Source organism: Aliivibrio fischeri, from assembly GCF_009727955.1.
Classification (GTDB): Bacteria; Pseudomonadota; Gammaproteobacteria; order Enterobacterales; family Vibrionaceae; genus Aliivibrio; species Aliivibrio fischeri_A.
Genome location: NZ_WOBR01000004.1, coordinates 1,288,378 through 1,311,301, shown reverse-complemented (window position 1 = coordinate 1,311,301; position 22,924 = coordinate 1,288,378). Strand labels below are relative to the sequence as shown.

The following is a 22,924-nucleotide window of genomic DNA, read 5'->3' as shown; positions in this document are numbered from 1 at the left end:
GATTATTGAGTTGTTTCAGCTGTAGTGCTCATTGACTTAATGACTTCTTTAGTTGTCACTTTACTTTCAGTTTCATCATCGTGCGTAATTACATCAGTTGTCACAACTGGCGTATCATCTGCTTTTAAACGTGCCATTTGACGTAAAATCTGTTCAGCCGCTTGAGTTCGCATTTCATCTTCAATCATATCTCGTTCAACCGATTTTGCTAAGGCTGTTAGTGGGTTATCAAGATAATTACGGTTTACCGTTGTTGTATATGTTTTTAAATCATGTCCCGGAATTAAAACGCTATAGCGAACATTGTAAGTAAGTTCTTTTTCAGCTGCACGGCTGTTTTGATAAAGAGATAACGTGCGCTCATTTAGACTTTCACTGATTAAATCTAAACTTGGAGTCACTGTTGTTGGTGCCACCTGACGAATACCATTCATGCGAAGTTGCTTTTGAACATCACGAGTTAGTGAACTGTATTGGTCAAAACTTGTTAATGATATTTCATGAACTTCATCTGGTAATAAATAATCACCACGTAGGTGAAACCCACAGGCTGAAGTCATTAATGAAAGAGTCAGAACGATTACCGTTCGAAGAGAAAATAGAGATAAAAGTCGTTTCACCGAGTAACTCCCTCAAGTGGTGATAAAAATGCTTATTTAACCACTTTATCGGCTCTCTTATGGATTGCATAAGACAAAATGGTTAAATAAGCACAAGCGGATAGCCGCTTATGCTTTAGTAGAAAAGTAATAAGAAAAATGGTTCAAATTACTTTTCTTATCGTTTCTTAGTTCGCTACGATGTTTAATAGCTTACCTGGTACGTAGATAACTTTACGAATTGTTAAGCCATCTAAGAACTTCATTGCGTTTTCGTCTTTTAGACCCAGTTCACGTACCTGCTCTTCTGTTGCATCTGCAGCAACAACCAGTTTTGCACGAAGTTTACCGTTGATCATTACTACGATTGTTTTTTCATCTTCAACTAGTGCATTCTCATCGAATGTTGGCCATGTTGCAGAATCTAAATCTGATTCACCTAGTGCTTCCCACATTGCAAAACTTGCGTGTGGTGTCATTGGGTAAAGCATAGCAACAACCGCTTTTAGTGCTTCATCAAGAAGAGCACGATCTTGTGCTGATTCTTGAGGTGCTTTGTTTAGCTTGTTCATCAACTCCATAATAGCAGCGATTGCTGTATTGAATGTTTGACGACGGCCAATATCATCACTTACTTTTGCGATTGTTTTGTGAACGTCACGACGAAGTGCTTTTTGATCACCTGTTAGTGATGATGTATCTAGCGCTTCAGTTGTGCCTTTGTTTGTGTGCTCGTGAACCAGTTTCCATACACGTTTAAGGAAACGGTTTGCACCCTCAACGCCAGACTCTTGCCATTCAAGTGTCATGTCTGCTGGTGAAGCAAACATCATGAATAGACGAACGGTATCAGCACCGTATTTGTCTACCATTTCTTGTGGGTCGATACCGTTGTTTTTAGACTTGGACATTTTGATCATGCCTGAGTGTTCAACTTCACGACCTTGGTCATCAACGGCTTTCTCGATACGACCTTTACCATCACGCTCGATAGTAACATCCGTAGGAGCTACCCATTCTTTACCGCCTTTGTCGTTGGTGTAGTAGAATGCATCCGCAAGTACCATACCTTGACATAAAAGCTGCTTGAATGGTTCGTCAGAAGTAACATAACCTGCATCACGTAGAAGCTTATGGAAGAAGCGAGAATACAATAGGTGCATACAAGCGTGCTCGATACCACCAATGTATTGGTCTACTGGTAACCAGTAGTTTGCTTTTTCTGGATCTAGGATGTCGTCAGCTTGTGGTGAACAGTAGCGAGCGTAGTACCAAGATGATTCCATAAAGGTATCGAACGTATCAGTTTCACGTAGAGCTGGCTCGCCGTTAAATGTAGTTTTAGCCCACTCTTTGTCTGCTTTAATTGGACTAGTAACGCCATCCATTACTACGTCTTCAGGAAGAATTACTGGTAATTGGTCTGCAGGTACTGGGTGAACTTCACCATCTTCAGTTGTTACCATTGGGATTGGAGCACCCCAGTAACGTTGACGAGATACACCCCAGTCACGTAGACGGAAGTTTACTGTTTTCTTACCTTTGCCTTCCGCTTCAAGTTTAGCTGCGATAGCATCGAATGCTTCTTGGAAAGCAAGACCGTCGAATTCACCCGAATCGAATAGAACGCCTTTTTCGGTGTAAGCTGCTTCAGATACATCTAAATCAGAGCCATCTTCTGGTTTGATTACAGGGATAATATCTAGGCCGTATTTAGTTGCAAATTCAAAGTCACGTTGATCGTGAGCAGGAACCGCCATTACCGCACCTGTGCCGTAATCCATTAATACGAAGTTGGCAACAAATACTGGTACTTCACGACCATTTAATGGATGAATAGCACGTAGACCTGTGTCCATGCCTTTCTTTTCCATCGTTGCTAATTCTGCTTCAGCAACTTTAGTGTTACGGCACTCTTCAACAAAAGCAGCTAACTCAGGGTTATTTTGAGATGCTTTTTCTGCAAGAGGGTGACCAGCAGCAATACCAACGTAAGTTACGCCCATTAGCGTATCAGGACGTGTAGTATATACTTCTAATGGTGCTTCTTCGCCGTTTACAGTAAATGAAAGTTCAACACCTTCAGAGCGGCCAATCCAGTTACGTTGCATGGTTTTAACCATTTCAGGCCAACCATCAAGGTTATCTAGATCATCAAGAAGTTCTTGTGCGTATTCAGTAATTTTAATGAACCACTGTGGAATTTTCTTTTGTTCAACAGGGGTATCACAACGCCAACAACAACCGTCTTCAACTTGTTCGTTAGCCAGAACCGTTTGGTCATTAGGACACCAGTTTACAGAAGAGGTTTTCTTGTAAACTAGACCTTTGTTGTACAGTTTTGTGAAGAACTCTTGTTCCCAACGGTAGTACTCAGGAGTACATGTTGCAAATTCACGGTTCCAGTCGTAACCAAAGCCTAATAGCTTAAGTTGGTTCTTCATGTACTCGATATTTTCATAAGTCCAAGGCGCTGGAGCTGTTTTATTTTTAACAGCCGCATTTTCAGCAGGAAGACCAAACGCATCCCAACCAATAGGTTGCATTACGTTTTTACCTTGTAGACGTTGGTAACGAGAAACTACATCACCGATAGTGTAGTTACGAACGTGACCCATGTGTAGACGACCACTTGGGTATGGGAACATTGAGAGACAGTAGAATTTTTCTTTGTTTGCGTCTTCAGTTACAACAAACGTTTTGTTGTCGTCCCAATGTTTTTGGATCTTTTGTTCAAGATCCTGTGGATTATATTGTTCTTGCATCGATTTACCCAGTTATGTCAGTGGATCACAAAAAATGTGAGATCGGTTTGATCAGATAATACTTGATCGGCATAGAATAACTAATGGAGCGCTTATACTCAAGCGACCTGATAACCTTTAACTCACTCTTCGCTATATAAATCCAGCGAAATCTTGGAGGTGACTTATGTCTAAGCAAAAAACAGGTTATAACGCTGTCTTTGAGCGGGTAATGAATGTATTAGAAAGAAGTCCTGAAGAATTTGAACATTGGGCTAAATCTTCAGAGGAAGTGGTGGATGCGGCTTCTGATATGACCAAAGATGAGCTTGCGCTCATTTCCACTTACGTTAAACGTGACATTAAAGAATTTGCTCAAAGTTATGAAGAGAGTAAAAGCACATTCCCCGATTCGCCTTTCTACCGATTAATTGCGGATTCGATCTGGCATGGTTTATTGGAAATAACCGATAGAACGCAAGTTGAATGGAAAGAGGTTTTTGATGATTTGGAGCATCAAGGGGTATATCAGACAGGAGAGGTTATCGGTTTAGGTATTTTAGTCTGTGAAAAGTGCGGACATCGTGAGCAATTTAACCACGCTCAAATCATAGAGCCGTGTACTCACTGTCAACATGATGAATTTACAAGAGTTTCTTTAAAACCTTAGTTTAAAAAGGCTATTGGTTAAAAGGTCTGTATATCAAAATAAAAAGAGATACAGACCGTATGAAATTACATATTGTCTTTTCGTTTACGCCAAGCAATAAGTAAAGATAAACCAACTAGGAAATATAGAGGTATCGATCCCCAGTAGCGATAAGGTGTCGTCCCCGTGGTTGGAATGACTTCTCCACGTAATACTGCAGTAGTGAATTGTGGTATTTGTTTTGTTATATGTCCTTTATGGTCAGTAATTGCTGTAACCCCGTTATTGGTTGAGCGAATTACTGGTTTTCCTATTTCTAACGCTCGCATTTGAGCCATTTCCATGTGTTGTAATGGACCAATAGAAGTACCAAACCATGCATCATTAGACAGGGTTAAAATATAATCGGTTTGTGGTGTGATATTTTCTCTCACTTGTTCGCCATAAACGATCTCATAGCACAATGCAGGGGCTAAATGAGTACCACTCGCTTCCATATTTGGTTGAATATAATCACCTCGGCTAAATGATGACATAGGTAGATTAAATAGTGGTGCAATTGGACGTAATAAGTTTTCAAAAGGAACGAATTCACCAAATGGAAGTAAATGGTGTTTGCTGTATCTTGGTTGTTGTCCGTAATCGTAGCCATTAGTGCCGTTAACGCCTAATGAAATGATATTATTGTAGAAATTACCGGTAGGGCTTTGACCCACAATTCCAGTGATGACTGTGCTGTTATTCATTGATGCAGCACTATCTAAGTTGCGAAGAAAACTAGGGATTTCTACTTCTAATGCTGGAATAGCGGCTTCAGGCCATACAATGACATCGGCATCCCAGTTTTTACGCGTTAAATCCATATATTTCATGATCGTTGGCCAACGCTCACTCGGTAGCCATTTAATCGCTTGATTAATATTCCCCTGAATTAACGCCACTTTAGTTGCTTTATCAGGTTGGGGCGCAACCCAATCAAAAGGTTTTACAGCAAAAGATGTCGCTAAAATTACTGCGGGAATAAGCAATAAAGCCCATTTCTTTTCAAGGAAACTGTACGCAATAGTACCAACAGATAGAAGGATCATTATAGTAATGCCTTCAACACCAAATATTGGTCCCCAAGCAGACAATGGGCTATCGATTTGGCTGTAACCTAGCCATAACCATGGAAAGCCAGTAAATACCCAACCACGAAGCCAATCGGTGATAATCCAAAGAGCAGGTGCGGCAAGTAAGTACTTTGTGATGTTGTGATTGCTAAAAAAGCGCTGTAAAAGAAATGAGAATAGCATTGGATATAATGACAGATAACTGATGAGTCCTATCATTAAAAATAAACTGGCAGCAACAGGCATTCCACCAAAATTATCGATACTGACATGAACCCAACTCACGCCTGCACCAAAGTAACCTAAACCCCAAACAAAACCTAACCAAGTGGCTTTTTTTGTTGTTTGCTTATGCATTAATAATAAAAGGGTTAAAGGCGCAATAAAAGCAAAAGGCCATAAGGAGTAGGGAGCAAAAGCGAGGGTTGCACTTGCACCTGATAGTAGAGCAACAAGAAGACGAATAAGGTAATGAGAAAGTAAAGGCATCGGCTATAACTCAAATAGATGGTAAGTAGCGAAAAAGAGTTAGTCTGTATAATCTAGATAAAGTTCAGCCACTGAAATATCAGTGGCTGATTTTGTTATTCTTCTTCAAGATCTTTGTTTTCAGATTCTTTATCAGGAATCGTCACTTGAAGTTGAATAATTCGACGGTTATCCGCAGCTGTAACTTTGAATGTAAATCCTGAGATTTCAATCGTTTCACCACTTTCAGGTAAATGACCAAACCCAGTTAATACAAGACCACCTACAGTATCAATTTCTTCGTCGCTGAAGTTGGTTGAGAACGCTTCATTAAAGTCTTCGATTTCAGTTAATGCTTTCACAGAGAATGTGTGTTTGCTTAACTGACGAATGTCTTTTTCTTCTTCGTCATCAAATTCATCTTCAATGTCACCAACGATTTCTTCTAAGATATCTTCAATGGTAACTAGACCAGAAACTCCACCAAACTCATCGACAACGATGGCCATGTGGTAACGCTCTTCTCTAAACTCTTTTAAAAGTTTATCAACACGTTTGCTTTCTGGAACTACAACAGCAGGTCTAATGACTTGCTCTATTTCAAAGGCTTCACAGTCAGAGCCTAAGTATCTTAGTAAGTCCTTCGCAAGGAGTATACCTTCAACATGGTCTTTATCTTCACTGATCACTGGGTAGCGTGAGTGAGACGCTTCAATGATGGTTGCTATCAGTGATTCAAGGTCTTGAGTTTTCTCGACCGTAACCATTTGAGAGCGAGGTAACATAATGTCCCTTACTCTCATTTCTGCTATTTCCATAACACCTTCAAGCATATCTCGAGTGTCATGGTCGATAACTTCATTCTCTTCAGAGTCTCTAAATACATCAACCAACTCTTGGCGATCTTTAGGCTCTCCTTGGAATAATTGTGAAAGGCGTCCTAAGAAGGACTTTCTACTCGGACCTTCTGTATTCTGTGAATTTTCGTCGTTCATGGCTTCTTTTAAAGTAAATGCTATCAATGTGGATAGCGCACATTAGTAACTACGGGTTATTCCGTTGTTATTTCTCAGCAATATATGGGTCTTCAAATCCCATACCTTGCATTAATTCTGTTTCGAGTGATTCCATCTCTTCAGCTTCATCATCTTCGATATGGTCATAACCTAGCAGATGAAGACTGCCATGTACAACCATATGAGCCCAATGTGCTAATAATGGCTTATTTTGCTCAACAGCTTCTTTCTCAACAACTTGGCGACAGATGATTAAATCACCAAGTAAATCGAGTTCAATACCAGGAGGTGCTTCAAACGGAAATGAAAGTACATTAGTTGGCTTATCTTTACCACGATACTCGTGATTTAATTGATGACTTTCTTTTTCGTCTACAATACGAATGGTTAATTCAGCTTGTGGTTGAAATTGTGGAATAACCGCATTTAACCATGTCATCAGATCTTTTTCTGATGGTAAGCCGTTTTCATTTTCACATGCAATTTGTAGATCGAGTTCAATACTCATTGTTCACCTGATTTTGTTACTGATTATTTTCTGCTTCAGCCATACGAGCATCACGCTCCTGCTTTCTGCGTATTTCCTCTAGTTTACGCTCTTTTTGATCTTTTGCTTCCCATTTTTCATAAGCGTTCACAATTCGAGCTACGACAGGGTGACGAACAACGTCATCAGCAATAAAGAAGTTAAAGCTGATTTCTTCAACTTCAGAAAGCACTTCAATAGCATGACGCAAACCTGATTTAGCACCACGAGGTAAGTCAATTTGAGTTACATCGCCAGTGATGACTGCTCGTGAGTTAAACCCAATACGAGTTAAGAACATTTTCATTTGTTCTACTGTGGTATTTTGGCTTTCATCAAGAATGATAAAAGCATCGTTAAGCGTTCTACCACGCATATAAGCAAGTGGGGCTACTTCAATCACGTTGCGTTCAATCAGTTTCTCAACACGCTCAAAGCCAAGCATTTCAAATAGCGCATCATAAAGAGGACGTAAATACGGGTCAACCTTTTGGCTAAGGTCGCCTGGTAAAAAGCCTAATTTTTCACCCGCTTCAACAGCTGGACGAGTAAGTAGGATACGACGAACTTCTTGGCGCTCTAAAGCATCAACCGCTGCAGCAACCGCAAGGTAGGTCTTTCCTGTACCTGCTGGGCCAATACCAAAGGTAATATCGTGAGTTACCATGTTGGTTACGTATTGCGCTTGGTTTTCAGTTCTTGGCTTTATTAACCCTTTTTTGGTTTTAATAAAGACTTCTTTTCCATAAGGAATAGTTGAAATGTCTTCTTTTGCCTGTTCTAAAACACCGGATTCTTTTACCGCTAAATGGATTTGTTCTGGTTCAATATCCGGGTATTGATTTTTTACAGGAGCAGTATCGACGTATAGATCTTTGAGAATATCAATAGTAGCTGAAACGGTATGAGGTTTACCAACCACAGTAAATAGGTTGCCTCTATAGTTAATCTCTACACCTAAACGACGTTCAAGGTGCTTGATGTTGTCATCAAAAGGCCCACAAAGGCTAGATAAACGATGGTTGTCTGCTGGCTCTAAGGTCAACTCTAATTTGGTTGTTTTAATGCTCAATGTCGCCTCGCATAAAGTAACTAGTAAGATATCTATATCGTATTTATTGGGTAAATAAGGTATTTTCTCAAGACTATAAAAGAAAAAAGATGACTGAGTAACCTCAATCATCTTTATTTGTCTTTGATTTTATTAAAGAGATCACACTATGGCGTAAAAGTACCCACACCTAGATCATCTTCACGACGTGTTTTTTCCATCATTTCAGCTGGAGTCATAACAACACGTAAACCCATGTCTTTTTCTGTACGAACTAGTTCACCACGAAGTGAGTTCGCAAATACATCTGTGATTTTAACATCAACAAATTGACCAATAAGATCCGCTGAACCTTCAAAGTTTACAACACGGTTGTTTTCAGTACGAGCTCGAAGCTCCATCAGGTTTTTCTTCGATGGGCCTTCAACTAATACACGTTGCTCTGTGTCTAGCATTAAACGAGAGTAGCGCATTGCTTGGCTGTTTACTTGCTGTTGCAGTTCAGCTAAACGATCTTTCTTCTCTTGCTCAGGGATATCACATGGATAATCAGCAGCAGGTGTTCCTGGACGCGCAGAGAAGATGAAACTAAAGCTCATGTCGAAATCAACATCTTTAATCAGTTTCATTGTATCTTGGAAGTCTTTCGCCGTTTCACCTGGGAAGCCAACAATAAAGTCAGAACTGATTTGAATATCAGGACGAGCCTTACGTAATTTACGAATGATTGATTTGTATTCAATCGCTGTGTGAGGGCGCTTCATCATGGTTAAAATACGATCAGAACCACTTTGAACAGGTAAGTGTAAGAAACTTACTAGCTCTGGCGTATCTTCGTATACAGCGATGATGTCATCACCAAACTCTAATGGGTGGCTTGTTGTAAAGCGTAAACGGTCGATACCATCGATAGATGCAACCATACGTAATAATTCAGCAAATGTGCAGATATCACCGTCGTGCATTGGACCACGGTACGCGTTAACGTTTTGGCCTAATAGGTTTACTTCACGAACGCCTTGTTCTGCAAGTTGTGCGATTTCAAATAATACGTCATCAAGAGGACGGCTTACTTCTTCACCACGAGTGTATGGAACAACACAGTAAGTACAGTACTTAGAACACCCTTCCATAATAGAAACGAACGCTGTTGCACCTTCTGCTTTTGGTTCAGGAAGGTTATCGAACTTTTCGATCTCTGGGAATGAAATATCCATTACTGGTTTTTCATTTGATTGAGATTGACGGATCATTTCAGGTAAACGGTGTAAAGTTTGTGGACCAAAGATTACGTCAACGTATGGAGCGCGTTGGCGAATATGATCACCTTCTTGAGTTGCAACACAACCACCAACACCGATCACTAGATCTGGTTTTTTATCTTTTAGGTTTTTCCAGCGGCCTAATTGGTGAAACACTTTCTCTTGTGCTTTTTCACGAATAGAGCAGGTATTTAATAGTAGAACGTCAGCTTCTGTTGGTTCTTCTGTTAATTCATAACCATTTGCGGCACCTAAAAGGTCGGCCATTTTAGATGAATCGTATTCGTTCATCTGACAGCCCCAGGTTTTGATCAGCAGTTTCTTAGTCATGTAACTTTTCACTCGTTTTGTATTACTAAAATTCGGTACAGTTTTGAGAGACAAGCTCGATCAAAACGGATAGGGCGCGTATTGTACTGCTTTCCAAGGGCTGTGACTAGGTGTAGTAGACCATGAAAATTATAAGGACATGCAGTGAGTGATTTCGATTACTGATAAATCAGGCTAGAATAAGGGAAAATAATTGATTCAATAAGGTCGATGGATGATAAAAGAATATGATTATGCCGTAGTCGGTGGTGGCATGGTTGGTGCTGCAACTGCGGTTGGTTTGGCTAAATTAGGTCACTCAGTTGTTTTGCTTGAAGCAAGAGAACCTGCGGTTTACGACGAAGCACAACCTATGGATATTCGAGTTTCGGCTATTTCACAATCATCAGTCGACTTATTAGATTCTTTAGGGGCTTGGAAATTTATAAGCGAGACAAGAGTTTGTCCCTATAAGCGATTAGAAACGTGGGAACATCCTGAATGTAGGACGCGTTTTCATTCAGATGCTCTTAATATGGAACAACTTGGCTTTATTGTTGAAAACCGATTAATCCAATTAGGTCTTTGGAATGAATTTTCTCAGTACAGTAACTTAAATGTACTTACTCCAATAAACATTAATACAATCACTTTTCATCAAGAATACAATGAATTAACTCTAAGTGATAATTCCGTATTAAAAGCAAAATGGGTGATTGGAGCTGATGGCGCTAACTCTTATGTTCGTCAACAAGCAAAAATAGGAATAACCGCTTGGGATTATCGTCAACATTGTATGTTGATTAATATTGAAACCGAGCAAGCACAGCAAGACATTACATGGCAATGGTTTACACCGTCAGGGCCAAGATCATTTTTACCATTATCTGGAAATAAAGGTTCATTAGTTTGGTATGACTCGCCTACACGCATTAAACAATTAACGGCAATGAGCAATACTCAATTAGAAGAACAAATCAAGCGACACTTTCCTGCAGAACTTGGTGGTTTTAAAGTTGAACGTTTTGGAGCTTTTCCTCTTACACGCAGGCATGCTCAACAATATGTAAACCATCGGTGTGTGTTACTTGGTGATGCGGCACATACCATTAATCCGCTAGCAGGGCAGGGGGTTAATTTAGGTTTTAAAGATGTGAATGTCTTTTTAGAAGAAGTCGAAAAAAATGGCGTAGAGAGTGATAAAGCGCCATCAAGATATGAAAGCAGAAGACGAACAGATAATTTACTAATGCAAACCAGTATGGACGTTTTTTATACCTTATTTAGCAATACACTGCCTCCGGTTAAATTATTACGTAATATTGGATTAAGAGCTGCAGAATCAGCTGGTCCATTAAAGATCCAAGCACTGAAGTATGCGTTAGGGTTATAGAAAATATTAGGGACAAGTAGGAAAGAACTGGAAACGCAGAAGGTGATCATTAATTGGTCACCTTTTTTGTATCTGATTAACTAATTATCCTGATTGGTATGAATAGATGAAAATAGAATCTTACAGACGAAAAAAAAAGCCCATCAAATTAATGATGAGCTTTTTAAAAGTGGCTGGGATACCTGGATTTGAACCAGGGAATGGCGGCATCAAAAGCCGCTGCCTTACCGCTTGGCGATATCCCAACGAGATTCTTACGAACCTAAATAATGGTGCGGTCGGAGAGACTTGAACTCTCACACCTCGCGGCGCCAGAACCTAAATCTGGTGCGTCTACCAATTCCGCCACGACCGCACAAATTTTATAGTGAAATTAGAGATTGGTGATCCAATAACACGTTTCCATAATCGAAATGAATCAATTATGTTTTAAAGTGGCTGGGATACCTGGATTTGAACCAGGGAATGGCGGCATCAAAAGCCGCTGCCTTACCGCTTGGCGATATCCCAACGAGATTCTTACGAATCTAAATAATGGTGCGGACGGAGAGACTTGAACTCTCACACCTTGCGGCGCCAGAACCTAAATCTGGTGCGTCTACCAATTCCGCCACGTCCGCATTCTACTATTTTAACGTTAATACGTTAAGTAGAAATTTTATTTTAATCGACAATTGGATAATCAATTAAAAATTGTATGGTGGCTACTACGGGATTTGAACCTGTGACCCCATCATTATGAGTGATGTGCTCTAACCAGCTGAGCTAAGTAGCCAAATTGTCTTGCATTTCTTGCTTGTCTCTCTTTCGCCTTAGCGGTGAGGACGGAGCGCATTATGCGTATCTAAGGCTTATGCGTCAACACTTTTTTGAAAAAAACAGTAATTCTTTGTTTGTTCGAACGGAATTTAATCAAACCGTGCTTTTTATATGCAAATATGAGCATAAATGAATAAAACTCAGTATATAAGAGATAAAAAGGGGGGAAGAAAAATAACAGAGGACTGGTTGAAAAGTAATCTTAAGTGGTTGAATTATTAGCAAGTAATAAAAAGGCCAGCAAATTTGCTGGCCTTATTTAATTATACGTTGAAGCGGAAATGAACAACATCACCATCTTTAACGATATATTCTTTACCTTCTAGGCGCCATTTACCTGCTTCTTTAGCTCCACTCTCACCGTTGAACTCGATGAAGTTGTCGTAACCAATAACTTCAGCACGGATAAAGCCTTTTTCAAAGTCAGTATGGATCTTACCAGCTGCTTGTGGTGCTGTAGCTCCTACAGGGATAGTCCATGCACGAACTTCTTTAACACCAGCAGTGAAGTAAGTTTGAAGAGTAAGCAGTTCATAACCAGAGCGGATTACGCGGTTTAGACCTGGTTCTTCGATACCCATATCAGCAAGGAATTCTTCACGATCTTCATCGTCAAGTTCAGAAAGCTCAGATTCAATAGCAGCACAAACAGGAACAACTACGTTGTTTTCTTTTTCTGCGTATTCACGAACCATATCTAGGAATGGGTTATCTTCGAAGCCATCTTCGCTTACGTTCGCAATGTACATTGTTGGTTTTAACGTTAGGAAGTTTAGGTAACCAATAGCTGCCGCTTCTTCTTTAGTTAGCTCAACAGTGCGAGCCATACCACCTTCAGTTAATACTGGAAGCAGTTTCTCAAGTACAGAAATTTCAAACTTCGCGTCTTTGTCTCCGCCTTTTGCTTTTTTCGCATTACGTTGCATTGCACGTTCACACGAATCTAAATCAGCAAGAGCAAGTTCAAGGTTGATGATTTCAATATCTTCAATTGGTGAAATCTTACCAGCAACGTGAATGATGTTTTCATTTTCAAAACAACGAACAACATGACCAATTGCATCTGTTTCACGGATGTTTGCTAGGAATTTGTTACCTAGACCTTCACCTTTAGATGCGCCTGCCACTAAACCAGCGATATCAACGAATTCCATTGTAGTAGGAAGAATACGTTCTGGTTTTACGATTTTTGCTAATGCATCTAAACGTAGATCAGGAACAGGAACCACACCTGTGTTTGGTTCAATTGTACAGAAAGGGAAGTTTGCTGCTTCGATTCCTGCTTTTGTTAGTGCGTTAAATAGTGTTGATTTACCAACGTTTGGAAGACCAACGATTCCGCATTTAAAACCCATGATGTAAACCTTATCTGTGTTATTCAGCTTTGAATGTGTGTAAACGATTTTGTGCTTTGCTTAATCCATCTTTGAGAAGGATATCAAGGCAGCGTGTAGATTCATCTACTGCAGCATCGATTAATTCTTGCTCTTTAGCTGGCGCTTTACCTAAAACAAAACCGGCAACTTTATCTTTATGGCCAGGATGACCAATGCCAATACGAAGTCGGTAAAACTCTTTCGTATTCGCTAATTTACTAATGGTGTCACGTAAACCGTTATGGCCACCGTGCCCACCACCTTTTTTAAATTTAGCAACACCAGGAGGGAGATCCAGTTCATCATGAGCAACAAGAATTTCTTCTGGTTTGATCTGATAGAACTTTGCCATCGCAGCGATAGCTTTACCTGATAGATTCATGAAAGTGGTTGGGATCAACAATCGAAGATCGTCACCATTACTTTGGATCCTACCAGTTAAGCCGAAGAATTTAGCTTCTTCTCGCATAGAAACATTATGAACTCGAGCGAGTTCTTCAACAACCCATGCACCAGCATTATGGCGAGTTCTTTTATACTCAAGACCAGGGTTTGCTAGTCCAACGAGAAGTTTGATCTGATTACTCAAAGAATTATCTCTCTTATCTTGGATACTAATATGATTAATGAACTTGTTTAGAGCGTATGAGAGCTAAATACAATTAATGATATTAGTATGCACCATTAAAAAGGCGCGCCATATTACCACAAGAATTCCAAATACAAAAACGCCCCGCAAAGGCAGGGCGTTTGAATAGATTTCTGTTTGATTAGTGATCAAACATTGCAGAGATAGACTCTTCATTGCTGATACGACGAATCGCTTCAGCTAGCATGCGAGAAAGGCTAAGTTCAGTTACTTTACCTGTTGCTGCCATTTCTTTAGAAAGAGTAATTGAGTCAGTTACGATAACTTGGTCAAGAACTGAATTTGCAATGTTTTGTGGTGCACTACCAGAGAATACTGCGTGAGTTGCGTATGCAAATACACGTTTTGCGCCACGCTCTTTAAGCGCTTCAGCAGCTTTACATAATGTACCACCAGTATCGATCATGTCATCAACGATTACACAATCACGACCGTCAACATCACCAATTAGGTTCATTACTTCAGAAACGTTAGCACGTGGACGACGCTTATCAACGATAGCGATATCTACATCACCTAATGCTTTTGCTGTTGCACGAGCACGAACAACACCGCCTAGATCAGGAGAAACAACTACAGGGTTTTCCAAACCACGAGTACGCATGTCATCAAGCAGTACTGGAGTACCGAAGATGTTGTCTACTGGTACGTCGAAGAAACCTTGAATTTGTTCAGCGTGAAGGTCGATAGTTAAAACGCGGTCAACACCAACGTTTGAAAGCATATCAGCAATAACTTTTGCAGTGATTGGTACACGAGCAGAACGTACACGACGATCTTGACGAGCGTAACCAAAGTATGGAATTACCGCAGTAATACGGCCAGCAGAAGCACGACGAAGTGCATCAATCATCACTACTAATTCCATAATGTTGTCATTAGTAGGAGCACAAGTCGATTGAATGATGAAAACATCACTACCACGTACATTCTCGTTAATTTGAACGGCTACTTCGCCGTCAGAAAAACGATCTACAGTAGCGTCACCAAGTGAAATATATAGTCGATCAGCGATACGTTGGGCTAGTTCAGGAGTTGCATTACCAGCAAATAGCTTCATGTCAGGCACGGTGGAAACCTCAGGGTTGCGTCCAAATTGTGAGAATTTTATATTTTGCATAATGATTTATACTCTTCCAATGTTCGGTTGAGTGGCGAAGTATTCATACCTCGGGCGATAAATCCGGTTGCATTATCGGGGATTAAAGAATAAACCTCTTGTGCTTCTTTTTCGCTGTTAAATTCAGCAAAAACACAAGCGCCTGTTCCTGTTAATCTCGATGGCGCATATTCTAACAGCCATGAAAGTTGGTAATCAACCTCTGGATACACACTTCTGACAATTTTTTCGCAATCGTTTACGTATGTAGCCTCTAAAAGTGCGTTAAGTGGCTGTTTTGGTGTATTTCTAACCAAGTCAGGATGAGTGAAAACATCGACGGTTGCGATACTGACTTCTGGTTTGATTAAAACGTACCATAACTCTTTAGGGGTGGCTGGTTGCAGTTTTTCACCAATACCTTCTGCAAAAGCGGCAAATCCATGCACAAAAATAGGCACATCAGCCCCTAGTTTTACTCCTAGTGCTGCTAAAGTATCGTTACTTAAATTGAGCTGCCATAAAAAATTAAGAGCGACGAGTACGGTTGCGGCATTAGATGAACCACCACCGATGCCTCCCCCCATAGGTAAAATCTTTTCTATTTCGATATGAGCACCCAATTCACATTGACTGTGCTGCTGTAATAGCGTTGCTGCTTTCCATATCAGGTTATCTTCTGTTTTTACTCCTGGAATGTCTGGAGAAAGGGTTATTTGACCTGATTGATTGGCTGTAATGGTGAGGTAATCACATAAATCAATAAATTGAAATAAAGTTTGAAGCTCATGATAGCCATTATCTTGTTGGCCATTGATATAAAGAAACAGGTTTAATTTGGCTGGAGATGGCCAGCGTGTTGTTTTGGTGATCATTGAGAAATTATCCAATTTGAAGCAATGATTTTAATGGTGGTGTCTTGTTGCGTAAGTTTCATTGAATTAGGAAGAAGTAAGTTATCTTTTTCGATATAACTGTTGTAGCGTAAATGCCAATTGGTTTGACCGATTTGTTTTGATAAGTGTTCTACAGTATTAAGCTCATTGAGTTGGAAATTATCTGCGGCGGTTGGTAATCCTTTAATCCAATCCTGTAAGTACCCGATAGGCATGCTAATGCCACTTAAGCTATACATTAATCTCCCCGGATCTCGGCCTTCAAATTTTTGTCCATCGCCAGTTTCGATTGTTGTCATTTGCTCTGTCATTGTTAGTTTCATTACGGTTTGGCCAAGAAATGAAGTGAGCAATAATTGACTTTGTTCTGGTTTCTGAATCCACTGGAAATTTAAACTATGGCGTTGGTTTGGTGCTTGATATCCAATTTTTCCTGTTACTTTATATTGTGTTATTTGTTCGAGCTTTGCTTGATGCTTGTCCCAATCTGTCGATTGTTGAGGAGTTAAAGGGGTCGTTGAACAGGCGTTAAGAAAAAGCGTGAATATGAGAATAGTAAAAGGGGAACATACAAAGCGAGGAAACATTCTTGATAATCTCATCTTTAAATCTGAAGTAATGCAGCAATTGTAGCAAATTAATGGCGAATTTGGAGCCAAATAGTATTTGAATATCACTAATTTCTTACACAAAAGCCCTGATGCCTTTTAAAATTGGGTCGCATCAAGTAAAATCCGCCCTTGTTATTTTTATTATTGGTCCGTTTGCCGAATGTCATTGCTTGTTATTGGAATTAATCATACGTCAGCCTCTGTTGATTTACGTGAGAAAGTTGCATTTTCTCCGGAAAAATTGACAAAAGCGTTAGATGAATTAAAAAACAGCGATGCAATTCAAAGTGGCGTAATCTTATCGACCTGTAATCGAACGGAAATCTATTGCGAAGTTAAACACGGTATTAGCAGCGGTTATGTGATTAATTGGCTTGCTGAATTTCATCATGTCGCACTAGAAACCTTAATGCCCAGTATTTATATCCATGAAGAGCAAGCAGCAGTAAAACATCTTATGCGTGTTTCTTGTGGTTTGGATTCGTTGGTTTTAGGTGAACCACAAATTTTAGGGCAAGTAAAAAAAGCCTTTGCTGATGCACGAGAGCATAATGCGGTTGAAGGAACAATTGAAAAATTATTTCAACAAGACTTCTCGGTAGCAAAACGAGTTCGTACTGAAACCAATATTGGTGGCAATGCCGTTTCTGTTGCTTATGCTGCATGTACATTAGCTCGTCAAATTTTTGAATCTTTATCTGACTCGACCGTACTTTTAGTTGGGGCGGGTGAAACTATTGAGCTTGTCGCAAAACATTTAGATGATTCTGGCTGTAAAAAATTAATAGTCGCTAACCGAACACGCGAACGTGCGATGGGGTTAGCTGAACAATTTAATGCTGAAGTCATCAGTCTTCCTGAGATCCCTGAGCATCTTCCTAAAGCCGACATCATTATTAGTTCTACTGCAAGTCCTTTGCCTATTATTGGCAAGGGGATGGTTGAAAGTGCGTTGAAATTACGTAAACACCAACCAATGTTGTTCGTTGATATTGCTGTTCCTCGAGATATTGAGGGTGAGGTCGCAGAATTAAATGATGCGTATTTATATTCAGTTGATGATCTTCAATCTATTATTGATCACAATATAGAACAACGAAAAATAGAAGCGATACAAGCTGAAGCAATTGTCAGTGAAGAGAGCGCAGAATTCATGACGTGGATTCGTTCTCGTCAAGCGGTAAATAGTATCCGTCAGTATCGTGAAAATTCAGAAGCGATGCGAATTGAGCTATTGCAAAAAAGTATGCAAGCACTTGCTTCAGGGCAAAATCCAGAAAAAGTATTGGCTGAACTCAGTAATAAGTTAACCAATAAACTCATTCATGCACCAACATTGGCGATGCAGCAAGCTGCAAAAAACGGTGAAACTGAAAAGTTAACAGTAATCCGAACCACTATTGGTCTAGACAACTAAGCGTAGCGTTCGCTACCAACAAAAAGAACAAATATTATTATGAAAGCATCCATTCGAGTAAAATTAGAGACGCTGGTTGAGCGTTATGAAGAAGTTCAGCATTTATTAGGCGATCCTGATGTTATCGGAGACCAAAATAAGTTTCGTGCTTTATCTCGTGAATACTCACAGCTAGAAGAAGTGACACAATGCTTCCAAGCTTATGAGCAAGCTCAAGAAGATCTTGTTGCAGCCCAAGAAATGGCGCAAGAAGATGATGAAGAAATGCGAGAGATGGCACAAGAAGAAATTAAAGATGCTAAAGAAGCTATTGAACGTTTAACGGATGAGCTTCAAGTTCTTCTTCTTCCAAAAGATCCAAATGATGAGCGTAATTGTTTCTTAGAAATTCGTGCTGGTGCAGGTGGTGATGAAGCGGGCATTTTTGCTGGTAACTTATTCCGTATGTATTCACGTTTTGCTGAGAAAAAAGGCTGGCGTGTTGAAGTAATGAGCTCAAACGAAGCAGAACACGGTGGTTATAAGGAAATGATCGCAAAAGTGAGCGGTGAAGGTGCATACGGTGTACTTAAATTTGAATCAGGCGGTCACCGTGTGCAACGTGTACCAGAAACTGAATCTCAAGGTCGTGTACACACATCGGCATGTACGGTTGCTGTAATGGCAGAAATCCCAGAAGCGGATCTTCCTGAAATTAAAGCGGCAGATTTAAAAATTGATACTTTCCGTGCATCTGGCGCGGGCGGCCAGCACGTTAACACCACGGATTCTGCAATCCGTATTACTCACTTACCAACCGGTACGGTTGTTGAGTGTCAGGATGAACGTTCACAGCATAAAAACAAAGCAAAAGCGATGTCTGTTCTTGCTGCTCGTATTATTCAAGCAGAAGAAGCGCGCCGTGCTGCTGCTGTTTCAGATACGCGTCGCAACCTATTAGGTTCTGGTGATCGTTCAGACCGAATCCGTACTTATAACTACCCACAAGGTCGTGTATCGGATCACCGCATTAACTTAACGGTTTACCGTTTAAATGAAGTGATGGAAGGTGATTTAGGCTGTCTAATTGAGCCAGTTGTTCTTGAGTACCAAGCTGACCAATTAGCTGCATTGGCTGAACAAAACTAATGAGTTTGTCTATTGAAGCGTTATTAAAGCGCTCAATTCAATCTCTGATACTTGAGGGGAGTGATTCTCCTCAAGTTGATGCTGCTGTTCTTCTTTGTCATGTGTTAGATAAGCCAAGAAGTTATCTATTAACTTGGCCTGAGAAAATAGTATCAGATGAAGAGCTGGGTAATTTTAATGCGTTACTAGAGCGTCGTCTTACTGGTGAACCGATTGCTTATATTGTGGGGTATCGTGAATTTTGGTCATTACCACTTAAGGTATCGCCAACAACATTAATCCCAAGACCTGATACCGAACGTCTGGTTGAAGTGGCATTAGATCATTTAACACCTAATGCGCAATCCATTTTGGATTTAGGAACAGGAACAGGAGCCATTGCGTTGGCCATTGCTTCTGAAATGCCTACTCTTAATGTGATAGGTGTCGATTATCAAGACGATGCGGTTGAGTTAGCAAAAGGGAATGCGAAAATAAATCACATTAATAATGTTGAATTTAGACAAGGCAGTTGGTTTGAACCTATTTCTTTGAGTGATAAGTTCGACATTATTGTAAGTAATCCCCCTTATATTGATGGTAATGATCCTCATTTATCTGAAGGGGATGTTCGTTTTGAACCGCAAACCGCTTTGGTTGCAGAGCAAAATGGTTTTTCAGATTTAATTCACATTATGCAACACGGCCGAGAGTATTTATTAAATGGCGGTTGGTTAATGATGGAGCATGGTTTTGAACAAGGTGAACAATTACGTCACTTTTTTGAAGAGCATGGTTATATTAATGTGAAAACAGAGCAAGATTATGCTGGCAATGACCGAGTTACTTTAGGTCAATGGGTAGTCGATAACTAGAATAAAGGATAATTCATGTATACCGCAGTTAAACACATACACTTATTATTAGTCGCTTGTAGCGTATTGTTTTTTGTCGTTCGTTATTGTTTGATGATGGCAAATTCTGACATTCGTAATAATGGCTTCTTTAAGCGTGTTCCTCACGTTGTTGATTCAGCAATGCTACTTAGTGGTATTTGGCTTATTTTTATTACTGGATTCATTCCATTTACGTCATCTGCACCTTGGTTAACAGAAAAAATCACCTGTATTATGGTTTACCTTGCTTTAGGCGTGGTTACTTTAAATAATGGTAAAAACAAAGTCTTTAAGACCTTTGCATTTTTAGGTGCAATGGGTTGGTTAATGGTTGCTGCTAAAATTGCGGTAACAAAAGTACCAACGTTCTTGGGGTAATTATGTTCCAACTGTGTGATGAAAATTTAGATGAACGCACTTTAGCTGAAGGAGCATTAGAGCTTAATTTAGCGATAAACCCTGATACTGAAATACATTGGGCTAAACATAAATTACAGCAGATGTGCCAAGAAGCTGAGCAAGTGCTTGTTCATGAGCCAAATGATGAACTACGCTTAGAGCGTCTTATTCAATTGTTTTATGTTGAATGGGGTTATTGCGGAGACGTGAATACTTATTTTAATTCTGAGAATGCATTTATTGAACATGTACTCAAAGAAAAAAAAGGCATTCCTGTCACCTTAGGTGCTGTGTTTTTGTATTTATGCCGATACATGGGTTTTCCAGTTAGTGCGATTAATTTCCCTACACAACTCGTATTGCAAATAGAATGGCCGCATAAGAATCCACAATATTTTAATCCGTTTGATGGGCAATATTTAAGTCAGCACTTGATGACGGCATGGTTAATAGGCTACGGTGGCCCATTAGCTACAATTCAGCCATCACATTTGGAAAAGGTGGATAATTCCACTCTACTTGGTCGATTACTTGCTGTTATTAAAACCGCTTGTATTCGCGAAAAGAATTTTTCATTTGCACTAAAATGCAGTGATTTAGCACTGACCATGGTGCCAGATGATCCGTTTGAAATTCGTGATAGAGGATTAATCTATCAACAATTGCATTGTAATGATGCTGCGAAAAATGATTTAGAATATTTTATTGAACAGTGCCCAAATGACCCATCGGTTTTGCTGATGAAAGAGCAAGTTCAATTACTACTTGAACAACACCCTACCGTTCTCCATTAAGAGTGAAGATAATGCAAAATCAAAAAACAGTAAAAATTGGCAATATTGATGTAGCGAATGATAAGCCGTTTACCTTATTTGCCGGTATGAACGTATTAGAATCTCGTGATCTTGCAATGCAAATCTGTGAGAAATACGTAGAAGTAACAGATAGATTAGGTATCCCATACGTATTTAAAGCGTCTTTTGATAAAGCAAACCGTTCATCTGTTCATTCATACCGTGGTCCTGGTATGGAAGAAGGTTTGAAAATTTTCCAAGAGCTAAAAGATACGTTCGGTGTGAAAATCATTACTGATATTCATACAGAAGCTCAAGCTCAACCTGTTGCAGATGTGGTGGATGTGATTCAATTACCTGCATTTTTAGCGCGTCAGACTGACCTTGTTGAAGCGATGGCAAAAACAGGTGCTGTAATTAATGTGAAAAAACCACAGTTCATGAGCCCAGACCAAGTGGGTAATATCATTGATAAGTTCTCTGAGTGTGGTAATGAAAATATCATTCTTTGTGAACGTGGTTCTTGCATGGGCTATGACAATCTAGTTGTTGATATGCTTGGTTTTGGTGTAATGAAAAAAGCATCAAACGGCAGTCCAATTATCTTTGATGTGACGCATTCACTACAGAATCGCGATCCAAGTGGTAAAGCATCTGGTGGCCGTCGTTCACAAACTGTTGAGCTAGCAAAAGCTGGTCTAGCAACAGGTATTGCTGGTCTATTTATTGAAGCGCATCCAAATCCAGATAAAGCATTATGTGATGGTCCTTCTGCATTGCCATTAGATCAATTAGAACCTTTCTTGAAGCAAATGAAATCACTAGATGATTTAATTAAAGGCTTTGAGCACATCGATATTAAATAATCGAGTTCTAAAGAATAAATAAAAAAGCCCAAGAGAGAATACTTTCTTGGGCTTTTTTATTATATGAATGGTAAAAAATTATTCGTTTGGTTTAAACCAATCTAATTTATGATGAAGCGTTGTTACGGTACCTACTACGATTAGCGATGGACTGATTGCTTTTTTTGCTAATTGTGCAAGTTCTGAAATATTACCTGTAAACACTTTTTGTTTCTTTGTTGTGCCTCGTTCGATAATGGCACACGGTGTATCTGCAGCTAATCCATGTTTTATTAGCTGTTCAGATATATGGGGAGATTGTTTTAACCCCATATAAAATACTAAAGTGTTATTTGAACGAACTAACGCATCCCATTCAATTTCAGCGCCATTTTTTTGTACATGAGCCGTGATAAATTGAACACTCTGTGCATGATCTCGATGAGTTAATGGGATACCTGCGTATGAGGTTGCACCCGCTGCGGCCGTGATCCCTGGTATAACTTCAAAGTGAACCCCATTTTCAGCTAACGTTTCAAGCTCTTCACCGCCACGTCCAAAGATAAATGAATCGCCACCTTTAAGGCGAACCACATGTTTACCTTCTTGTGCTTTATCAACTAAGATTTGATTGATTTTATCTTGGGGAACAAAGTGGAAATCCAATTTTTTTCCAACATAAATCATCTCAGCATTTTCATTTGCAAGTGCTAAGATCTCTTTTGATACTAGACGATCATAAACGACGACATCCGCTTCTTTAATTAGGCGATAACCTTTCATGGTTAATAGTTCGGGATCACCAGGACCTGCGCCAACAAGAGAAACAAGTCCGTTTTGTTTTTTCGGCTCAGATTGAGCTTGAATACTTGGCATAATGGAATTCC

Annotated in this window: 21 protein-coding genes and 5 tRNA genes; 8 read left to right on the top strand and 18 right to left on the bottom strand. The window is 39.8% G+C overall.

What is annotated here, in order from left to right; all coding sequences use genetic code 11:
* Positions 1-2 precede the first annotated feature (2 nt).
* Positions 3-560, bottom strand: coding sequence for an LPS-assembly lipoprotein LptE (locus GNP81_RS09315; protein ID WP_155671517.1), 558 nt, complete (start codon positions 558-560; stop codon positions 3-5).
* A gap of 227 nt (positions 561-787) precedes the next feature.
* A complete protein-coding gene (gene leuS / locus GNP81_RS09310) occupies positions 788-3,364 on the bottom strand; it encodes a leucine--tRNA ligase (protein ID WP_155674992.1) in 2,577 nt (858 codons plus the stop codon).
* Positions 3,365-3,530: 166 nt separating this feature from the next.
* Between leuS and GNP81_RS09305 the strand changes: the two genes are divergently transcribed.
* A complete protein-coding gene (locus GNP81_RS09305; RefSeq protein WP_155674993.1) occupies positions 3,531-4,013 on the top strand; it encodes a zinc ribbon-containing protein in 483 nt (160 codons plus the stop codon).
* Between the two features lie 65 nt (positions 4,014-4,078).
* Here GNP81_RS09305 and lnt read toward each other — a convergent pair whose 3' ends face one another.
* The 5 genes from lnt to miaB form a co-directional block, all read right to left on the bottom strand.
* Positions 4,079-5,593 carry an apolipoprotein N-acyltransferase gene (gene lnt, locus GNP81_RS09300; RefSeq protein ID WP_155674994.1) on the bottom strand — a complete coding sequence of 505 codons (1,515 nt, stop codon included), beginning with the start codon at positions 5,591-5,593 and terminating at the stop codon, positions 4,079-4,081.
* A gap of 95 nt (positions 5,594-5,688) precedes the next feature.
* Positions 5,689-6,567: a CNNM family magnesium/cobalt transport protein CorC gene (gene corC, locus GNP81_RS09295; RefSeq protein ID WP_155674995.1), complete on the bottom strand. Its 879-nt coding sequence runs from the start codon at positions 6,565-6,567 to the stop codon at positions 5,689-5,691.
* A gap of 67 nt (positions 6,568-6,634) precedes the next feature.
* Positions 6,635-7,096, bottom strand: a complete 462-nt coding sequence (gene ybeY, locus GNP81_RS09290; protein ID WP_155674996.1) for an rRNA maturation RNase YbeY — start codon at positions 7,094-7,096, stop codon at positions 6,635-6,637.
* 16 nt (positions 7,097-7,112) lie between these two features.
* Positions 7,113-8,186, bottom strand: a complete 1,074-nt coding sequence (locus tag GNP81_RS09285; protein WP_155675000.1) for a PhoH family protein — start codon at positions 8,184-8,186, stop codon at positions 7,113-7,115.
* A gap of 146 nt (positions 8,187-8,332) precedes the next feature.
* A complete protein-coding gene (miaB, locus tag GNP81_RS09280) occupies positions 8,333-9,757 on the bottom strand; it encodes a tRNA (N6-isopentenyl adenosine(37)-C2)-methylthiotransferase MiaB (RefSeq protein ID WP_005418189.1) in 1,425 nt (474 codons plus the stop codon).
* Positions 9,758-9,971: 214 nt separating this feature from the next.
* On the opposite strand from miaB, the gene GNP81_RS09275 reads away from it, so the two are divergent.
* Positions 9,972-11,129 (top strand): 2-octaprenyl-3-methyl-6-methoxy-1,4-benzoquinol hydroxylase, encoded by a 1,158-nt coding sequence (locus tag GNP81_RS09275; RefSeq protein ID WP_155674997.1) that lies wholly within the window; start codon positions 9,972-9,974, stop codon positions 11,127-11,129.
* Positions 11,130-11,299: 170 nt separating this feature from the next.
* On the opposite strand, the gene GNP81_RS09270 is transcribed toward GNP81_RS09275, so the two are convergent.
* The 10 genes from GNP81_RS09270 to lolB form a co-directional block, all read right to left on the bottom strand.
* A tRNA-Gln gene (locus GNP81_RS09270) sits at positions 11,300-11,374 on the bottom strand.
* A 25-nt stretch (positions 11,375-11,399) separates the two neighbouring features.
* Positions 11,400-11,484: transfer RNA gene (locus tag GNP81_RS09265), tRNA-Leu, on the bottom strand.
* A gap of 80 nt (positions 11,485-11,564) precedes the next feature.
* Positions 11,565-11,639: transfer RNA gene (locus GNP81_RS09260), tRNA-Gln, on the bottom strand.
* 25 nt (positions 11,640-11,664) lie between these two features.
* Positions 11,665-11,749, bottom strand: a tRNA-Leu gene (locus tag GNP81_RS09255).
* A 78-nt stretch (positions 11,750-11,827) separates the two neighbouring features.
* Positions 11,828-11,904: transfer RNA gene (locus tag GNP81_RS09250), tRNA-Met, on the bottom strand.
* 307 nt (positions 11,905-12,211) lie between these two features.
* On the bottom strand, positions 12,212-13,303 hold the full coding sequence (gene ychF / locus GNP81_RS09245) for a redox-regulated ATPase YchF (protein WP_005418193.1): 1,092 nt from the start codon (positions 13,301-13,303) through the stop codon (positions 12,212-12,214).
* A 19-nt stretch (positions 13,304-13,322) separates the two neighbouring features.
* Positions 13,323-13,913 (bottom strand): aminoacyl-tRNA hydrolase, encoded by a 591-nt coding sequence (pth, locus tag GNP81_RS09240; RefSeq protein WP_155652689.1) that lies wholly within the window; start codon positions 13,911-13,913, stop codon positions 13,323-13,325.
* A 181-nt stretch (positions 13,914-14,094) separates the two neighbouring features.
* Positions 14,095-15,042, bottom strand: coding sequence for a ribose-phosphate pyrophosphokinase (locus GNP81_RS09235; protein ID WP_005418196.1), 948 nt, complete (start codon positions 15,040-15,042; stop codon positions 14,095-14,097).
* A gap of 38 nt (positions 15,043-15,080) precedes the next feature.
* Positions 15,081-15,947: a 4-(cytidine 5'-diphospho)-2-C-methyl-D-erythritol kinase gene (ispE, locus tag GNP81_RS09230; protein WP_155673387.1), complete on the bottom strand. Its 867-nt coding sequence runs from the start codon at positions 15,945-15,947 to the stop codon at positions 15,081-15,083.
* Positions 15,944-16,570 carry a lipoprotein insertase outer membrane protein LolB gene (lolB, locus tag GNP81_RS09225; protein WP_236798228.1) on the bottom strand — a complete coding sequence of 209 codons (627 nt, stop codon included), beginning with the start codon at positions 16,568-16,570 and terminating at the stop codon, positions 15,944-15,946. The genes ispE and lolB overlap by 4 nt, the downstream gene beginning before the upstream one ends.
* Positions 16,571-16,739: 169 nt before the next feature.
* Here lolB and hemA point away from each other — a divergent pair, with 169 nt between their 5' ends.
* Genes hemA through kdsA form a run of 6 tightly spaced genes read left to right on the top strand, consistent with a single transcriptional unit; the run spans position 16,740 to position 22,058 of the window.
* Positions 16,740-17,996 carry a glutamyl-tRNA reductase gene (gene hemA / locus GNP81_RS09220; RefSeq protein ID WP_155673165.1) on the top strand — a complete coding sequence of 419 codons (1,257 nt, stop codon included), beginning with the start codon at positions 16,740-16,742 and terminating at the stop codon, positions 17,994-17,996.
* Positions 17,997-18,035: 39 nt separating this feature from the next.
* Positions 18,036-19,124 carry a peptide chain release factor 1 gene (gene prfA, locus GNP81_RS09215; protein WP_005418202.1) on the top strand — a complete coding sequence of 363 codons (1,089 nt, stop codon included), beginning with the start codon at positions 18,036-18,038 and terminating at the stop codon, positions 19,122-19,124.
* The gene (gene prmC / locus GNP81_RS09210) at positions 19,124-19,978 is read left to right on the top strand and encodes a peptide chain release factor N(5)-glutamine methyltransferase (RefSeq protein WP_155673164.1); all 855 of its coding nucleotides are present in this window, start codon (positions 19,124-19,126) and stop codon (positions 19,976-19,978) included. Before prfA ends, prmC begins: the two co-directional genes overlap by 1 nt.
* Before the next feature lie 15 nt (positions 19,979-19,993).
* Entirely contained in the window at positions 19,994-20,377 is a 384-nt protein-coding gene (locus tag GNP81_RS09205) for a SirB2 family protein (RefSeq protein WP_005418206.1), read from the top strand.
* A 2-nt stretch (positions 20,378-20,379) separates the two neighbouring features.
* Positions 20,380-21,192, top strand: coding sequence for a SirB1 family protein (locus GNP81_RS09200; RefSeq protein ID WP_155673163.1), 813 nt, complete (start codon positions 20,380-20,382; stop codon positions 21,190-21,192).
* Between the two features lie 11 nt (positions 21,193-21,203).
* Complete coding sequence (gene kdsA, locus GNP81_RS09195) at positions 21,204-22,058, top strand: 3-deoxy-8-phosphooctulonate synthase (protein ID WP_005418209.1); 855 nt, start codon at positions 21,204-21,206, stop codon at positions 22,056-22,058.
* A 78-nt stretch (positions 22,059-22,136) separates the two neighbouring features.
* Here kdsA and cobA read toward each other — a convergent pair whose 3' ends face one another.
* Complete coding sequence (gene cobA / locus GNP81_RS09190) at positions 22,137-22,913, bottom strand: uroporphyrinogen-III C-methyltransferase (RefSeq protein ID WP_155673388.1); 777 nt, start codon at positions 22,911-22,913, stop codon at positions 22,137-22,139.
* Positions 22,914-22,924: the final 11 nt, after the last annotated feature.

What these genes read in the sequence shown, in the direction of transcription:
- GNP81_RS09315 (WP_155671517.1), bottom strand. Translation starts at nt 560, where the DNA reads ATGACTTCAGCCTGTGGGTTTCACCTACGTGGTGATTATTTATTACCA.
- leuS (WP_155674992.1), bottom strand. Translation starts at nt 3,364, where the DNA reads ATGCAAGAACAATATAATCCACAGGATCTTGAACAAAAGATCCAAAAA.
- GNP81_RS09305 (WP_155674993.1), top strand. Translation starts at nt 3,531, where the DNA reads ATGTCTAAGCAAAAAACAGGTTATAACGCTGTCTTTGAGCGGGTAATG.
- lnt (WP_155674994.1), bottom strand. Translation starts at nt 5,593, where the DNA reads ATGCCTTTACTTTCTCATTACCTTATTCGTCTTCTTGTTGCTCTACTA.
- corC (WP_155674995.1), bottom strand. Translation starts at nt 6,567, where the DNA reads ATGAACGACGAAAATTCACAGAATACAGAAGGTCCGAGTAGAAAGTCC.
- ybeY (WP_155674996.1), bottom strand. Translation starts at nt 7,096, where the DNA reads ATGAGTATTGAACTCGATCTACAAATTGCATGTGAAAATGAAAACGGC.
- miaB (WP_005418189.1), bottom strand. Translation starts at nt 9,757, where the DNA reads ATGACTAAGAAACTGCTGATCAAAACCTGGGGCTGTCAGATGAACGAA.
- GNP81_RS09275 (WP_155674997.1), top strand. Translation starts at nt 9,972, where the DNA reads ATGATAAAAGAATATGATTATGCCGTAGTCGGTGGTGGCATGGTTGGT.
- ychF (WP_005418193.1), bottom strand. Translation starts at nt 13,303, where the DNA reads ATGGGTTTTAAATGCGGAATCGTTGGTCTTCCAAACGTTGGTAAATCA.
- ispE (WP_155673387.1), bottom strand. Translation starts at nt 15,947, where the DNA reads ATGATCACCAAAACAACACGCTGGCCATCTCCAGCCAAATTAAACCTG.
- lolB (WP_236798228.1), bottom strand. Translation starts at nt 16,570, where the DNA reads ATGAGATTATCAAGAATGTTTCCTCGCTTTGTATGTTCCCCTTTTACT.
- hemA (WP_155673165.1), top strand. Translation starts at nt 16,740, where the DNA reads ATGTCATTGCTTGTTATTGGAATTAATCATACGTCAGCCTCTGTTGAT.
- prfA (WP_005418202.1), top strand. Translation starts at nt 18,036, where the DNA reads ATGAAAGCATCCATTCGAGTAAAATTAGAGACGCTGGTTGAGCGTTAT.
- prmC (WP_155673164.1), top strand. Translation starts at nt 19,124, where the DNA reads ATGAGTTTGTCTATTGAAGCGTTATTAAAGCGCTCAATTCAATCTCTG.
- GNP81_RS09205 (WP_005418206.1), top strand. Translation starts at nt 19,994, where the DNA reads ATGTATACCGCAGTTAAACACATACACTTATTATTAGTCGCTTGTAGC.
- GNP81_RS09200 (WP_155673163.1), top strand. Translation starts at nt 20,380, where the DNA reads ATGTTCCAACTGTGTGATGAAAATTTAGATGAACGCACTTTAGCTGAA.
- kdsA (WP_005418209.1), top strand. Translation starts at nt 21,204, where the DNA reads ATGCAAAATCAAAAAACAGTAAAAATTGGCAATATTGATGTAGCGAAT.
- cobA (WP_155673388.1), bottom strand. Translation starts at nt 22,913, where the DNA reads ATGCCAAGTATTCAAGCTCAATCTGAGCCGAAAAAACAAAACGGACTT.